10 protein-coding genes are annotated in these 16,253 nt (G+C 39.9%); all 10 read left to right on the top strand.

The features are described from left to right. Positions 1–30: 30 nt before the first annotated feature. The 10 genes from uxaC (at position 31) to G9C87_RS03530 (ending at position 16,244) form a co-directional block, all read left to right on the top strand. The gene (gene uxaC / locus G9C87_RS03485; protein WP_172278145.1) at positions 31–1,449 is read left to right on the top strand and encodes a glucuronate isomerase; all 1,419 of its coding nucleotides are present in this window, start codon (positions 31–33) and stop codon (positions 1,447–1,449) included. Then, on the top strand, positions 1,439–2,452 hold the full coding sequence (locus G9C87_RS03490; protein ID WP_228456935.1) for a sugar kinase: 1,014 nt from the start codon (positions 1,439–1,441) through the stop codon (positions 2,450–2,452). The genes uxaC and G9C87_RS03490 overlap by 11 nt, the downstream gene beginning before the upstream one ends. Further along, a complete protein-coding gene (locus G9C87_RS03495) occupies positions 2,449–3,081 on the top strand; it encodes a bifunctional 4-hydroxy-2-oxoglutarate aldolase/2-dehydro-3-deoxy-phosphogluconate aldolase (RefSeq protein ID WP_172278148.1) in 633 nt (210 codons plus the stop codon). The genes G9C87_RS03490 and G9C87_RS03495 overlap by 4 nt, the downstream gene beginning before the upstream one ends. A 4-nt stretch (positions 3,082–3,085) precedes the next feature. After that, entirely contained in the window at positions 3,086–4,360 is a 1,275-nt protein-coding gene (locus G9C87_RS03500; protein WP_172278150.1) for an MFS transporter, read from the top strand. Positions 4,361–4,397: 37 nt separating this feature from the next. Next, on the top strand, positions 4,398–6,908 hold the full coding sequence (locus G9C87_RS03505; protein WP_172278152.1) for a glycosyl hydrolase family 95 catalytic domain-containing protein: 2,511 nt from the start codon (positions 4,398–4,400) through the stop codon (positions 6,906–6,908). Between the two features lie 11 nt (positions 6,909–6,919). Then, entirely contained in the window at positions 6,920–8,638 is a 1,719-nt protein-coding gene (locus G9C87_RS03510) for a glycoside hydrolase family 43 protein (protein WP_172278154.1), read from the top strand. Between the two features lie 94 nt (positions 8,639–8,732). Continuing rightward, positions 8,733–10,340 (top strand): glycoside hydrolase 43 family protein, encoded by a 1,608-nt coding sequence (locus G9C87_RS03515; RefSeq protein ID WP_172278157.1) that lies wholly within the window; start codon positions 8,733–8,735, stop codon positions 10,338–10,340. A gap of 98 nt (positions 10,341–10,438) precedes the next feature. After that, complete coding sequence (locus tag G9C87_RS03520) at positions 10,439–12,364, top strand: alpha/beta hydrolase-fold protein (RefSeq protein WP_172278159.1); 1,926 nt, start codon at positions 10,439–10,441, stop codon at positions 12,362–12,364. A gap of 48 nt (positions 12,365–12,412) precedes the next feature. Then, positions 12,413–14,860, top strand: coding sequence for a TIM-barrel domain-containing protein (locus G9C87_RS03525; protein ID WP_228456936.1), 2,448 nt, complete (start codon positions 12,413–12,415; stop codon positions 14,858–14,860). Positions 14,861–14,897: 37 nt separating this feature from the next. After that, positions 14,898–16,244 (top strand): glycoside hydrolase family 43 protein, encoded by a 1,347-nt coding sequence (locus G9C87_RS03530; RefSeq protein ID WP_228456937.1) that lies wholly within the window; start codon positions 14,898–14,900, stop codon positions 16,242–16,244. Positions 16,245–16,253 lie beyond the last annotated feature (9 nt).

The raw sequence follows: 16,253 nt of genomic DNA on the forward strand, positions 1-16,253 counted from the left end.
AATTAAAATTCAGGGTTGTAAAAATAAATCATGAGTAATTCCATTAAAAATAAAGACGTTTTCGGAGAATTGTTTTTGCTTGAATCGGCAAAGGCAGAAAATCTGTATTTCGGCTATGCCAAAGATATGCCGGTGATCGATTATCACAATCATCTTGAACCGGATGTGATTTCTACCAATCAGAATTTCCGTTCTTCAACCGCTATATGGCTGGATGGTGACCATTACAAATGGAGAGCCATGAGAAATTTCGGCATTGATGAACAGCTTATTTCCGGAAATGCTTCAGATCAGGAAAAATTCAGGAAATGGGCAGAGGTAGTACCTTATACCCTTCGTAATCCATTATTTCACTGGACCCATCTGGAACTCAAAAATCCTTTTGGAATCAGCGAATATTTATCATCCAATAATGCAGATGCAGTGTATCATCAGATGAATGAAAGTTTGCAGACACCTGGTTTTTTGCCACAATCCATTATTGAAAATTTTAAAGTAGAAGCCTTATGTACTACAGATGATCCTGCTGATGATCTGGTTCATCATAAAGCATTAAAAAACAGTGAGTTTAAAACAGCTGTTCTTCCGGCTTTCCGTCCTGATACCTATATCAATATGATCAATCCTGAACAATATCTTTCAGGAATTAAAAAGCTTGAAAAAGTCTGTGGTTTTTCCATCACATCGGTCTCTGATGTGTTGAATGCACTTCAGTCCAGAATCAATTATTTTGTGGAAGCAGGGGCAAAAGTGGCCGATCACGGCTTTGAATATTTCCCGGATACCACAAAGTGGAATCATAGTCTTGAAAAAGAGTTTTCAGAATTCCTGAAAGGAAATATTTCGACATTTTCCAATCCGGATGCATTATGCGGCTATTTGCTGAAAGAACTTTGCAAAATGTATGCAGAAAAAGGCTGGGTACAGCAGTTTCATGTAGGGGCAACCCGGAATAACAATTCAGAAATGTTCAGGAAAATGGGTGCCAATGCAGGGTATGATGCCATTGGAGAATCGTATTACGCACAGAGATTGAGCGTTTTGCTTGATGAGCTGAATACGGAAGGAAAGCTGACCAAAACTATTATTTACAATCTGAATCCGGCATTTAATGAAGTTCTGGCATCCCTTGCCGGAAACTTCAACGAAGGAGGCATCAAATCCAAAGTACAGTTTGGAGCAGCCTGGTGGTTTCTTGATGAGCTTGACGGGATGACCAAGCAGATGAATACGCTTTCCAATATCGGTCTTATCAGCACTTTTGTCGGCATGCTGACCGATTCCCGAAGCCTTTTATCATTCTCAAGACACGATTATTTCAGAAGGCTTTTATGCAATATGTTCGGAAGTGAAATGGAAAGAGGTCTTCTTCCCGATGACGAAAAATGGGTAGGAAAGATCATCCAGGATATCTGTTATCACAATACAAAAAATTATTTTGAAATATAAAACCATGCAGGATTCATCGAAAATATTATGTTTCGGGGAACTGCTTCTCCACTTTGCCCCGGATTCCGAAGGAAACTGGCTCAATGAGCAATCTCTTAAGTTATACATAGGAGGAGCTGAATACAATGTAGCAGCGGCACTTTCCCAGTGGAAGAATGCTGTAAAGCTGCTATCAGCTTTGCCTGAAAATTTCGTAGGAAACCAGCTGGAATTTCAGCTTAAAAATAAAGGAATAGAAGTCCTTGCAGAAAAGAACAAGGGAAGAATAGGAACATTTTATCTTTCTTCTGATGGAGATATGCAGAATGCCTCAGTGGTGTACGATCGTTTTCCGTCTGTTTTTACCCAATCGGATTTTGAAACTTTCAGTGATGATGAGATATTTTCAGGAGTAAAATGGTTGCATATCAGCACCATCACGCCGGCTTTGAGTGACCATGCATTCCGCAAATGCCTGCAAATCATGAAGGAAGCCAGAACGAAAAATATTACGGTTTCTCTTGACCTGAATTACAGGGCGTTGCTTTGGCAAAACCAGAATCCTCACAAAATTAAAGAGCTGATGCCTTTTGTGAATGTTCTTATGGGAAATATCTGGTCTGTGGAGCAGTTTCTCAATATTCCTGTTGAATATGAGCTTAACGGAAATTTCGATGATGAAAACCTTCTGAAACAGGCTGAAAAAACAGCGTTGGAAATCAGGAAACAATTTCCGGCTGTGGAAAAAATAGCCAATACCTTCCGCTTTACAAACGGCGAAAAGGTCAATTATTTTGCCACCTTATTTGCTGGTAAACAGCTTTTGATTTCAGAAAAATACAATTCAGATAAAATTGAAGAAAGGGTAGGAAGCGGTGATTCTTTCATGGCCGCTTTGATTCATGGAATTTTAAAAGGAAATCCTGAACAGCAGGTTCTGGAAGATGCTACAAAAGTTGCTTTTAAAAAGCTTTTTGTAAAAGGAGATACCATTGATGAAAGCATTAATATCGAAACATTATGAATGAAATAGTACAAAAAATAAAAGACCAGAAAATCGTTCCGTTGTTTTATAACGAATCGTTTGAAGTCTCAAAAAATATCATAAAAGCTTTATACGAAGCAGGAATCCGTGTGATAGAATATACCAACCGCGGCCATCAGGCATTGGAAAATTTCACTAAGCTGAAAGAAATTTCCCATACAGAATTTCCTGGTCTTCTGTTAGGAATCGGGACGGTAAAAAATATACAGGAAATGGATGATTATGCTAACGTAAAATCAGATTTTATCATTACGCCTGTTATCAATGAGGCATTGGTGAAACATACTCTCGAAAAAAATATCCTTCTGATTCCAGGCTGCTTTACCCCTTCCGATATCAATATTGCCTATCAGAACGGTTTAAAACTGGTTAAAATATTTCCGGCTGATGCTTTAGGAAAGAACTACATCAAATCTGTGAAACCTGTTTTTCCGGGAATGAATTTTATGCCAACCGGAGGAATTCATGCTGAAACTGAAGATATCAGAGAATGGCTCAATGGAGGTGCCATAGCAGCAGGGTTGGGAAGCTCTCTCATCGGAAAAGATAATAATGAAGAAGAATTGACTCTGAAAACAAAAAATTTATTACAACAACTTAATCAATAACTCAATGCAGGCTCCTCAAAACCGCAATATAAGATGGTGGATGCTGTCTCTTGTCTTCCTCGCCACTACGATCAATTACCTTGACCGTCAGGTAATGGGTTTGCTGAAACCTGTGCTGGAAAAAGAATTCAGCTGGGACGAAAAAGATTACAGTTATATCGTCATGGCTTTTACCACGACTTATGCCATCGGTTATATGGCGATGGGAAGGTTTATAGACAGGGTAGGAACCAAAATCGGGTATGCGGTTTCCCTTATTGTATGGAGTTTGGCCTCGATAGGACATGGTCTTGTCAAAAGCACCATCGGATTTATTATTGCAAGAAGTACGTTGGGAATCAGTGAAGCAGGAAACTTTCCTGCCGCCATCAAATCAGTGGCTGAATGGTTTCCGAAAAAAGAAAGAGCACTAGCAACGGGAATTTTTAACTCAGGAGCAACGGTGGGAGCTATTTTAGCACCGTTATTGGTTCCGTTCATTCTCGGACATTACGGCTGGAGGCAGACTTTTGTATGGATTGGCGCTTTGGGTATGGTTTGGATTGTCCTTTGGTGGAAATTTTATGCTGTACCGGAAAAAACAAAAAATATCAGTAAGGAAGAACTACAGTACATAAAAAGCGATCAGGCTGAAAAAACAGAAGAGAAAACGAAAATTCCTTTATCGGAATTACTCAAATATAAAGTAACATGGTCATTTGCCATCGGTAAAATTTTAACTGATCCTATCTGGTATTTCTTCATGTTCTGGCTGCCGGCGTATTTTTCTGATGTATTCAAAATGGATTTAACAAAACCATCTCTTCCGTTAATTATTATTTACAGCGGAACCACGATCGGAAGTATTGGTGGAGGATATCTCTCATCATTTCTGATCAAAAAAGGATGGGCCATCGGAAGAGCCAGAAGCATTACGATGTTACTGTTTGCATTAATGGTGGTTCCGGTGATGTTCTCAAAATATGTAGATAATATGTGGATGATCACGATCATCATTGCTTTTGCAACAGCCGCACACCAGGGTTGGGGTGCCAATCTTATGACCACGGTCGGAGATCAGTTACCCAACAGCTATGTCAGTTCTGTCATTGGTTTTGGCGGGATGCTCGGTTCAGCGGCAGGAATTATTTTTCCGTTGTTCATCGGGATTGTTTTGGACACATTCAAAAAGGCAGGAAACGTCAATGGCGGTTACAATATTATTTTCTTTATTGCAGGAATTTCATATGTTGCAGCCTGGGGACTCATTTCGTTGATTAACAGGAAAAAAACAGTTTAGTATAACAATAATACAGTTTGAAGTTTAAAAAGTAAAAATGAAATCCGGGTTTTACATCACCACAGGTCTTCTGATCAGTATATTTTCCTTTGCCCAGAAAGGAGGAAAGTATAAGCTGTGGTATGATAAACCCGCAAAACAATGGGTGGAAGCTCTACCGGTAGGAAACGGAAATATGGCAGCTATGGTCTATGGAGACCCTTATCAGGAAAAGCTTCAGTTGAACGAAGGGACATTCTGGTCCGGAGGCCCTTCCCGAAATGATAATCCGGATGCTCCAAAAGTCCTGGATTCTATCCGGTATTATTTATTTAACGGAAACTATAAAAGAGCCCAGATTCTTGCGGATAAAGGATTAACAGCTAAAACAGTTCACGGTTCGGCATTTCAGAATATTGGTGATTTTACACTGGATCTGAATAACCTTAAAGAAATCAGAAATTATTACAGAGAACTGGACATTGAAAAAGCAATAGCAACCACTACATTTACCTCTGAAGGCATTAATTTTAAAAGAGAAATTTTTGCCTCAATTCCTGATCATGTAATCGTTATTAAATTAAGCTCAGATCACAAAAATGCTCTGAATTTTAAAGCAAAATTCAACAGCGAGCTTAAAAAGAACGTCAAAGCTATTGATGCCAATACTTTACAAATGGATGGGATTTCTTCCACATTAGATGGCATTCAGGGGCAGGTGAAATTCAATGCACTGGCAAAACTCATGACCAAAGGTGGCAAAACTCAGATCTTAGAGAGCGGAATTTCAGTAAGCAATGCTCATGAGGTCACGATTCTTATTGCAATGGCCACTAATTTTACAGACTACAAAAATTTAAATACAGACGAAGTTGCAAAAGCCAGAAAGTATATTGAAACAGCAGCAAATAAAAGTTTCAAAACTTTAGTTCAAAACCATCTGAGTGTTTATCAGAACTATTTTAAAAGAGTAGATCTGGATTTAGGAACTTCTGAAGCTTCAAAAAATCCAACGGATATCAGGATTAAAAATTTTGCAAAAGGTTATGATCCGGAACTTGTTTCATTATATTATCAGTTCGGGCGTTATCTCCTGATTTCTTCCTCTCAGCGGGGTGGCCAGCCTGCCAATTTGCAGGGGATCTGGAACAATTCCAACAAACCGGCCTGGGACAGCAAGTATACGATTAACATTAATACGGAAATGAATTACTGGCCGGCAGAAAAGACTAATCTTCCTGAAATGCATGAACCATTGATCCGGATGATAAAAGATTTGAGCGAAACAGGAAAAGAAACGGCAAAAACAATGTACAACAGCCGTGGCTGGGTAGCACATCATAATACCGATATCTGGAGAATAACAGGGGTAGTGGATTTTGCCAATGCCGGAATGTGGCCGATGGGCGGAGCCTGGCTTTCACAGCATTTGTGGGAAAAATATTTATACAGCGGAGACAAAAACTATCTGCGAACCATTTATCCTGTTCTGAAATCTGCAGCACAGTTTTATGAAGATTTCCTGATTGAAGAGCCTGCGAATCACTGGCTGGTGACAAGCCCGTCAATGTCACCCGAAAATATTCCGCAGGGACACCAGGGAAGTGCTCTGGCGGCGGGAAATACAATGGACAATCAATTGATGTTCGATTTGTTCACCAAAACAAAAAAGGCAGCACAGATTCTCAATACAGATTCAGATAAAATTCAGGTCTGGAACACTATTATTTCAAAATTACCACCGATGAAAATCGGAAGTTACGGACAATTGCAGGAATGGATGGAAGACCTGGACGATCCTAAAGATAACCACAGACATGTTTCGCATCTATACGGATTATTTCCTTCCAACCAGATCAGTCCGTTTACCACACCGGAATTGCTGGACGCCTCCAGAACCGTACTCGTTCACCGTGGTGATGTATCCACAGGCTGGTCAATGGGCTGGAAAGTTAATCTTTGGGCTAAATTATTAGATGGAAATCACGCCAATAAATTAATCAAAGATCAGTTAACACTGGTAGAAAAAGACGGTTGGGGCAGCAAAGGCGGAACATATCCGAATCTTTTCGATGCACATCCTCCATTCCAGATTGATGGAAATTTCGGCTGTACTTCCGGGATTACCGAAATGCTTCTGCAGACTCAAAATGGTTTTATAGACATTCTTCCCGCACTTCCGGTTGAGTGGAAAAACGGCAGCATTTCGGGGCTGAAAGCATATGGAGGTTTCGAAGTCAGTATTATCTGGGAAAACAATCAAGCTAAAGAAATTACCATAAAATCCGGATCGGGAGGAAACTGCAGAATAAGACTTCCGAACGAAATGCAGCTTTCCGGAAATGCAGAACTGAAAAAAGCAGAAGGTAAAAACCCGAATTCTTTATTTGAAATTCCGGAAACTCCGAAACCTGTGATTTCTGACAAAGCAAAATTGAATCCTGTTGAAATTAAAACTGATCTTATCTATGATTTCCCGACTGAAGCAGGGAAGGTCTATACATTAAGAAGGAGTGATAAAAGCTCTGAAGGACAATCCGAAACTAAATCTATTTACAATAAAAACTAAAAAATCTATATATGAAAAAGAGTCTAATGAATCCTGTTTTTTTAAGAAATAAAACCAATGTCATTGCAGTGGCAGCACTACTTTCCATCAGTAACCTCTCTGCACAGACTTTTTCCGACTTCAACTACCATGGAAACGATAAAATATATAATGACAACCCTCTTAAGCCGGACGAGTTCTATTCCCCGATTTTACAGGGCTGTTATCCTGATCCCAGCATTACCAAAAAAGGTGATGATTATTACCTGGTAAACTCTTCTTTCTCAATGTTCCCGGGCGTTCCGATTTTCACTTCCAAGGATTTGGTCAATTGGAAGCAGGTTGGGCACGTTCTCGACAGGCCTTCTCAGCTTAAGGTGGAAAAAGGAGGTGTTTCTCATGGGATTTATGCACCTGATATCAAATACAATAAACACAACGATACATTTTATATGATCACTACCCAGATTGCGGGCGGTATCGGAAATATGGTCGTAAAAACCAAAGATCCGGCAAAAGGATGGAGCGAAGTTCAGAAACTGAATTTTGACGGTATTGATCCTGCCATTTTCTTTGATGATGACGGAAAAGCTTACATCGTTCACAACGACGCACCACCACAAGGAACCGAGCAGTATCAAGGTCACCGTGTTATTAAAATGTGGGATTACGACCTTGAAAAAGATCAGGTTGTTGCAGGTTCAGACAGAATTATCGTAAACGGTGGAGTTGACCTTTCTCAAAAACCAATTTGGATTGAAGGTCCGCATTTGTACAAATACAAAGGGAAATATTACCTGATGTGTGCAGAAGGCGGAACCGGAGGCAACCATAGCGAAGTTATTTTTATGGCAGATTCTCCGAAAGGACCGTTTGTTCCCGCTAAAAATAATCCGATTCTTACGCAAAGATATTTTCCGAGAGACAGAAAGGAAAAAGTGGATTGGGCAGGCCATGCAGATTTGGTGGAAGGTCCGAACGGACAATGGTATGGCGTATTTTTAGCAATTCGTCCGAATGTAAACAACCGTGTTACCAAAGGACGTGAAACTTTCATTCTTCCTGTAGACTGGAGCGGAACGTATCCTGTATTCCAAAATGGTCTGGTTCCGATGAAACCAAAATTGAAAATGCCACAAGGAGTTCAGAATCAAACCGGGCAAACCGGATTTTTCCCGAACGGCAACTTTACATACAACGACAAACTAACCGATAAAAACCTTGATTTCCGTTGGATTGCCATGCGTGGTCCTCGTGAAAACTTCATTACTGCAACAAAAAATGGTGTAAAAGTGAACCCAATGGAAACGAACATCAAAGCGTTGGCTCCGATTTCATCTTTGTTCCACAGATTACAGCACGAAGATTTTGAAACTTCCGTAACCTTAGATTATAAACCAAAATCGGAAAAAGAATTGGCTGGAATTACCCTCTACCAAAGCGAAACATTCAATTATGTTTTCGGAATCACGAAAAAAGATAAAGATTTCTACATCGTATTGGAAAGAACAGAAAAAGGCCAATCAAAATTGATTGCAAGCGAAAAAATTTCACTTTCAAAGAGTATCAAATTTCAGGCTACAGAAGAAAAAGATGAAATCAGCTTCAATTATTCTTTGGACGGCAAAAATTTCAAAAATCTGGGAGGACCGGTTTCAGGAGATATACTTTCTACTGATGTAGCGGGAGGTTTTACGGGGAGTCTTATCGGACTGTACAGTACCTCTTCCAATGATATTGTGCCGAATTAATTTAATAGCAGAGAAACGCCACACTGAGCTTGTGTAGAAGTGTTTCTTTTTAAAATTGAAAAACTAAGCGTAGAACCAAACATCACAGTACATTTTGAAAATCAAAATATCTTATATAGTTTCTTTTTTGGGGTTTATCGGGCTGAATCTTATTTCAGCCCAGGTAAATCCTTCCGGAAAACAAAGTACGGCATTTACAAACCCAATCATATGGGCAGATGTGCCGGATTTATCCATTACCAGAAGCGGAAATGATTTTTACCTGATCAGTACCACTATGCATCTGATGCCCGGAGCTCCGGTAATGCATTCCAGAGATCTGGTACATTGGGAAATGTCTGGCTATGTTTTCGATACTTTGAATGACAACTCGAAATACGATTTATTGAACGGAACCGTTTACGGCAGAGGCCAATGGGCTTCTTCAATCCGCTATCATAAAGGGAAATACTATGTTTTATTCTCTCCGAATGATGAGCCTTTCAAATCTTATTTCTATGTAACTGATAATCCCGAAAAGGGAAAATGGAAACTCATCACCAGAACACGGCATTTTCATGATGCTTCACTGTTTTTCGATGATGATGACAAAATATATGTTTTCACCTCCAACAAAGTTTTTGAACTGAGTCCTGATTTTAAAGAAGTGATCGGAAATCCGGATGGAACTGAGGTATTTCAGAAAGATGCTTCGGAAACCGGGCTTCTGGAAGGAAACCAGATCATCAAGTGCAACGGAAAATATTATATGATGATGATATCATGGCCCAGAAACGGGAAACGCCGTCAGGTAGTCTACAGGGCAGATAAAGTGACAGGTCCTTATGAGAAAAAAGTAATTCTGGAAGATAATTTTTTAGGATTTTCCTATGCAGGGCAAGGCGCTTTGATTGATGATAAAAACGGAAACTGGTATTCCCTTATTTTCCAGGACAGAAACGGAGTGGGACGCGTTCCGTTGCTTCTGCCTGTACAATGGGAAAATGACTGGCCGGTACTGGGGGATAACGGAAAAGTTCCTTTGAAAGGAGAAGTTCCGCTTCCGCCGTTCAAAGCAAAAAATCATCTGGTGGAAAGCGATGAGTTCTCTGGTAAAACAATGAAAATCCAGTGGCAATGGAATCATAATCCGGTAAATGAAGCCTGGTCTTTATCCGAAAGAAAAGGTTTTCTGAGACTGAAAACCAGCAGAGTGGTAGACAATCTGTACGCAGCACCCAATACTTTGACCCAGAGAATGGAAGGTCCGACTTCTTCAGCGGTTGTCGCAATGGACCTTAAAGGAATGAAAGATGGAGATGTTGCAGGGTTCAGTGCTTTCAACGGGGACTCCGGGATCTTGTCAGTAGTGAAGGAAGGTGGAGAAAGATTCATTGTTTTTTCAACCAACGAAGTGAGCCTGGATAATAAAACAAAAGCCATTACAGGGGTTAAAAAAGAAGAAAAAAAACGGATTCCTCTTAATTCTGATAAGGTTTTTCTGCGTATTGATGCTGATTTTAACCTCGGGAAAGATCTTGCAGACTTTTATTACAGTACGGATCAGAAGAACTGGACGGAAATGGCAAAAGATTACAAAATGATCTTTGATTACCGGAGATTCTTTATGGGTTCGAAATTCGCAGTTTTTAATTATGCCACTAAAAATACCGGAGGCTTTGTAGATGTAGATTTTTTCAGAGTCAGTGAAGCTGGAAAATAAAATCAAATGCAGATAAAAGTCTGTTGTAAACAGTAAGTAAAATATACCTATTATTTTTTTATCCGAAAAAATAAGTGTAAAAAATACAAATAAAAATCATGAATAAATCAGTTATATGGGCTTTAGGACTTGTTTTATCGGGAATATTTGTTTCCGCACAAACTCTTGATCAACAGGCGCCGCAGGGTTTCGATGTGGAAAATGCTGCTGTTTCCCACGGGAAAATTGACACGATTCAATATCCGTCAAAAACCGTTGGAACAACAAGAAAAGCTTTGATTTACACACCACCGGGTTTCAAAAAAAGTGAAAAATATCCCGTTCTTTATCTTCTTCACGGAATTGGCGGGGATGAAAAAGAGTGGTTCAACCAGGGAAAACCCAATATTATTCTGGATAATCTGTATGCACAGGGAAAACTGCAGCCGATGATTGTCGTACTTCCCAACGGCCGTGCAATGAAGGATGACAGAGCCATAGGAAATATAATGGCTCAGGATAAAGTTGAGGCTTTCGCAACTTTTGAAAAAGATCTGCTGAATGACTTGATTCCGTTTGTAGAGAAAAAATATCCGGTTAAAAAAGACCGTGAAAACCGCGCTTTGGCAGGGTTGTCAATGGGAGGCGGACAGACACAGAATTTTGCTTTCGGAAACATCGGTAAGTTTGCCTGGCTGGGCGCATTTTCTTCTGCACCCAATACAAAAGAGCCCAATAAGCTTTTACCCAATCCACAGGATGCATTAAAACTGAAGCTGATTTTTATTTCCTGTGGCGATGCAGACGGGCTGATGCCTTTCAGCAAAAGAACCAGCGATTACCTGAAAAAAAATAAAATCCCTCATATCTTTTATATAGAACCGGGCGGTCACGATTTTAAGGTTTGGAAAAATGACTTATACATCTTTTCACAGCTGTTGTTTAAGCCTGTTGATAAAACCAAGTTTGAAGGATTTACCGTTTTGGGAACTCCTGCAGCAACCAATATCAGAAATGCCCAGTATCCTCAGATCCTTCCCGATGGAAGTGTGATGTTCAAAGTGAAGGCACCGGAAGCGCAAAAAGTTCAGATCGATTTAGGAAAAAAATACGATCTGAAAAAAGATGCTGATGGCTTCTGGACAGGTACAACTGATCCGCAAAGCGGAAGCTTCCATTATTATTCCCTGCTGATTGATGGGGTTGCGGTTGCAGATCCGTCCAGCGAAACATTCTACGGAATGGGAAGGTATGCCAGTGGAATAGATATTCCTTTCGAAGGAGATGATTTCTATGCATTAAAAGACGTCCCTCATGGAGATATCCGTATTAAAAATTTCTATTCCAAAGTCACCAATTCCTGGAGAAGAATTTTTATTTACACGCCACCGGGTTACGACCAGAATCCTGCTGAATGTTATCCTGCACTGTATATTTTACATGGCGGAGGTGAAGATGAAAGCGGCTGGGCGAACCAGGGCAAGACCAATCTGATTCTGGACAATCTGATTGCAGAAGGAAAGGCAAAAAAAATGGTCATCATTATGCCGGATGCGAATATCGGACAGGGCGGAATCCGGAACTTTGGAGAACGCAATCTTCAGATGTTTGAAAAAGAGCTGAAAGAATCCATCATTCCGTTTGCCGAATCCAATTACAGGATAAAAAAAGGTAAAGAAAACCGTGCGTTGGCAGGACTTTCCATGGGTGGGATTTATACGCTGTATGCCGGAATTCAGAATTCTGATATGTTTTCCGGTTTGGGAGTTTTCAGCTCAGGATATATGTTGCCGATGCTTCAGGATGTTGCCGATAAACAGTACAAATTTTTAAATGAAAATAAATCTGCTTTTTCATCCAATGTCAGAAATTTTTGGATTTCAATGGGCGGAAAAGATGATATTGCTTATGAAAACGGGCAGAAAATGCTGAAAGAACTGGATAAAATAGGAATTAAATATTCGTACAGAGATTATCCTGGAGGTCACAGCTGGCCGGTTTGGAGAGACAGTCTGTATCAGTTTGCCCAGGTACTTTTTAAATAAAGATTTTAAGTTAATGGCATAAAGAAAATAATTCAAATCTGAAATGAAATGAGCTTTACAAAAATGAACATCAAAACTTCCATTATTACAGTCATCATGTTTTCCGGAATGGTAAATGTCAGTGCACAGTCTTATCAGAAAACAGATTCAGGATTGAAGTTTTCTGCTGATCATATGAATGTTGAAGTGAAATTTTATGGAGAAAATACGATCAGGATTATTAAATATCCCGCAGGCAGATCATTTGTCAAAAATAGTTTGTCGGTCATTAAACAGGAGCAGAAAATCAAATTCTCAGTTTCAGAAAAAAATAATATTATTTCATTAAAAACAAATGACCTTCTGCTTTCCATTAATACTAAAAATGGAGTGATCACCTATACATTACCATCCGGAAAGGAGCTTTTGAAAGAAACCGCAAATGACTTCAAGCCATTCAATGATGCCGGAACGCAGACTTATTCTGTAAGACAGGATTTTCAGCTTGAAAAGGACGAGCCGATCTACGGTCTGGGAATTCTGCAAAATGAAAAAATGTCCCAGCGGAATACCGATGTAAAAATGATTCAGAATAATACCTGGGATTTTGTGCCTTTTTTCCAGTCTGTAAAAGGGTATGGCATTTTTTGGGACAACTATTCACCCACACAATTTACCGATACACCTCAGAAAACCTCTTTCTCATCTGAAGTGGGAGATGGTATAGATTATTACTTTATCTACGGTAAAAATGCAGATGGAGTAGTGGCCGGAATGCGTGACCTTACAGGAAATGTACCGATGCTTCCTTTATGGACATATGGCTACTGGCAAAGCAAAGAACGTTACAAAAGCCAGAATGAACTGACAGAGGTGGTTAAAAAATACCGCGATCTGAAAGTCCCTTTAGACGGAATCATACAGGATTGGCAATACTGGGGAAACAATTATCAGTGGAATGCCATGGACTTTATCAGTCCCGACTTTCCGGATGCTAAAAAAATGGTACAGGATATTCATGATATGAATGCCCATCTTTCGGTTTCCATCTGGTCGTCATTCGGGCCAATGACCAAACAGTACCGTGAAATGAATTCAAAGGGTATGCTTTTTAATATCAGTACATGGCCTGAATCAGGCCGTGATGTCTGGCCTCCGGATATGAATTATCCTTCCGGTGTCCGTGTTTATGATGCGTACAATCCTGAAGCCAGAAATATATACTGGAAATACCTGAACAGAGGTATTTTCAGCCTGGGAGTAGATTCCTGGTGGATGGACTCAACAGAACCTGATCATCTCAGCCAGAAAGCGGAAGACCTGGATACTAAAACCTACCTTGGCTCATTCAGAAAAGTAAGAAACGCATATCCGCTGATGACAGTAGGCGGTGTTTACGATCATCAGCGTGAAACCACCGGTGATAAAAGGGTTTTTATTTTAACAAGGTCAGCGTTTGCAGGCCAGCAGCGATATGCCGCCAACACCTGGTCCGGCGATGTCAATTCTTCCTGGGAAACATTGCGCAAACAGGTACCGGCAGGATTGAATTTCAGTCTTACAGGAAATCCGAATTTCAACTCTGACATCGGCGGTTTCTTTGCTGGTACTTACAAAAGAAATGGAGGTTCAAAAAATCCAATGTTCCAGGAACTGTATGTCCGATGGCTGCAGTATGGAACCTTTACACCAATGATGCGCTCTCATGGAACCGATGTTGCGAGAGAAATTTATCAATTTGGAAATAAAGGAGAAGTTGTTTATGATGCGATAGAAAAATTCATCAGGCTGCGTTACAGTATGTTACCGTATATCTATTCTGTTTCCCATGATGTTTCAAAAAACGGGTCAAGCTTTATGAGAGCTCTTTCCATGGATTTTCCTTCAGACAAAAAAACATGGGATATGAATAACGAATATCTTTTTGGAAAATCATTGCTGGTGGCGCCGGTTCTCAATGCCCAATATACTCCTGAAAAGACAGTTAAAACCGATGAAAATGAAGGCTGGAATAAAACCGACAGCAATAAGGACAATTCCGTTTCAAATATAGATTTTACTCAAAACAAAAGCGTGAAAGTTTACCTTCCGGATGGAACAGGTTGGTTTGATTTCTGGACCAATGAAAAATACAGTGGAGGGAAAGAAATTCAGAAATCTGTTAATCTTCAGACTATTCCTTTGTATGTAAAAGCAGGAAGCATCATTCCGTTGGGGCCAGATGTACAATATGCAACGGAGAAAAAATGGGATCATCTTACCATAAAAGTTTATCCGGGAAGCGATACCGATTTCATTGTATACGAAGATGAATTCGATAATTATAATTATGAAAAAGGTGCCTATACAGAAATACCTTTTCACTGGAACGAAAAATCAAAAACACTCACGATAGGTGACCGGAAAGGTAAATACAAAGGAATGATTGAGACAAGGCGTTTTAACCTGATTCTTCCTGATGGACAGCAGAAATCGGTGAATTATGCCGGAAAAAAGATAAATGTAAGTTTAAAATAATTTTAAAGTATTGATTATGAGAGTTTTAAATTTAATAATGGTTTTAGTTTTTTTTCAGATTTCATTCGCTCAAAATCCGATTATCCAAACCAAGTATACTGCAGACCCGGCACCGATGGTTTATAAGGATACAGTTTATCTTTATACGAGCCATGATGAGGACGACGCTTTCGGATTCAAAATGAAGGACTGGTTACTATACACTTCCACAGATATGGTCAACTGGACAGACCACGGTGTAGTGGCTTCGCTCAAAGATTTTAAATGGGTAAATACCGACAACGGTGCCTGGGCACCACAGGTTGTCGAAAGAAACGGTAAATTCTATATGTATTGTCCAATGCCGAACAATATGGGGATTGGTGTTTTAGTGGCGGACAGTCCGTACGGTCCTTTCACCGATCCTATTGGCAAGCCTTTGATCAAAAATTCTCTGGATGACATCGATCCCACAGTTTTAATTGACGACGACGGGCAGGCTTATCTGTACTGGGGAAATCCCAATCTTTGGTATGCTAAACTGAATGAAGATATGATATCTCTTGCCGGACCAATCACCAAGGACCCTTCATTTGCGAAGGTGAAAGATCAGCCAGATCCTTTCAAATATCAGGAAGGACCTTGGGTTTGGAAAAAAAATAACCATTATTATATGGCTTATGCATCAAAATGCTGCCCGGAAGGGATTGGTTACGCCATTGCAAAATCACCGACAGGACCCTGGAATTATGGAGGCGTGATTATGGATGGCGACCAGAGATCCAGCGGAAATCATCCCGGTATTATAGATTTCAAAGGCAGATCTTATGTTTTCGGATTCAACCATATGCTTAGGATGCAGACCATGAGCAAGCATTACGAACGCCGGTCTGTCAGTGTCACAGAAATTACCTACAATGCAGATGGAACCATTCAGAAGCTTCCTTTCTGGACTGCGGATGGCGCAAAAAGAGTGGGTACTCTGGATCCTTATAAAAAAGTTGAAGCAGAAACAATGGCTTACAGTGAAGGCCTGAAAACAGAAATGGTCACAGAATGGCAACGTAATCAACCCTATAACAGAGGTAAAAAAATTACAGACCGCATCATCGTTACCTCAATTAACAATGGTGATTATATTAAAATCCAGGGAGTAGATTTTTCCAAAGGTGTAAAATCTTTGGATGTGAATGTTGCTGCTCTCTATGGAGGAAGAATAGAAGTACGTTCAGATGCTCTTAATGGGCCTGTGCTTGGCGCTGTTAACGTTACAGGAAAAGGTGAGGGTGACCTATATAAGACTATTAATACACCTCTGAAAAGTGTAAGAGGAATCCACGATTTATATTTTGTTTTTAAGGGAGAAAAAGACCTTTTCTATTTCGATTGGTGGAAATTTAATTAAATCCAAATT

The sequence above is a fragment of the Chryseobacterium sp. LAM-KRS1 genome, from assembly GCF_013184525.1.
Classification (GTDB): domain Bacteria; phylum Bacteroidota; class Bacteroidia; order Flavobacteriales; family Weeksellaceae; genus Chryseobacterium; species Chryseobacterium proteolyticum.

Bases quoted from the DNA above. Each gene is read 5' to 3' on its own strand.
- G9C87_RS03510 (WP_172278154.1), top strand. From the start codon at position 6,920: ATGAAAAAGAGTCTAATGAATCCTGTTTTTTTAAGAAATAAAACCAAT.
- G9C87_RS03495 (WP_172278148.1), top strand. From the start codon at position 2,449: ATGAATGAAATAGTACAAAAAATAAAAGACCAGAAAATCGTTCCGTTG.
- uxaC (WP_172278145.1), top strand. From the start codon at position 31: ATGAGTAATTCCATTAAAAATAAAGACGTTTTCGGAGAATTGTTTTTG.
- G9C87_RS03500 (WP_172278150.1), top strand. From the start codon at position 3,086: ATGCAGGCTCCTCAAAACCGCAATATAAGATGGTGGATGCTGTCTCTT.
- G9C87_RS03525 (WP_228456936.1), top strand. From the start codon at position 12,413: ATGAGCTTTACAAAAATGAACATCAAAACTTCCATTATTACAGTCATC.
- G9C87_RS03505 (WP_172278152.1), top strand. From the start codon at position 4,398: ATGAAATCCGGGTTTTACATCACCACAGGTCTTCTGATCAGTATATTT.
- G9C87_RS03530 (WP_228456937.1), top strand. From the start codon at position 14,898: ATGGTTTTAGTTTTTTTTCAGATTTCATTCGCTCAAAATCCGATTATC.
- G9C87_RS03520 (WP_172278159.1), top strand. From the start codon at position 10,439: ATGAATAAATCAGTTATATGGGCTTTAGGACTTGTTTTATCGGGAATA.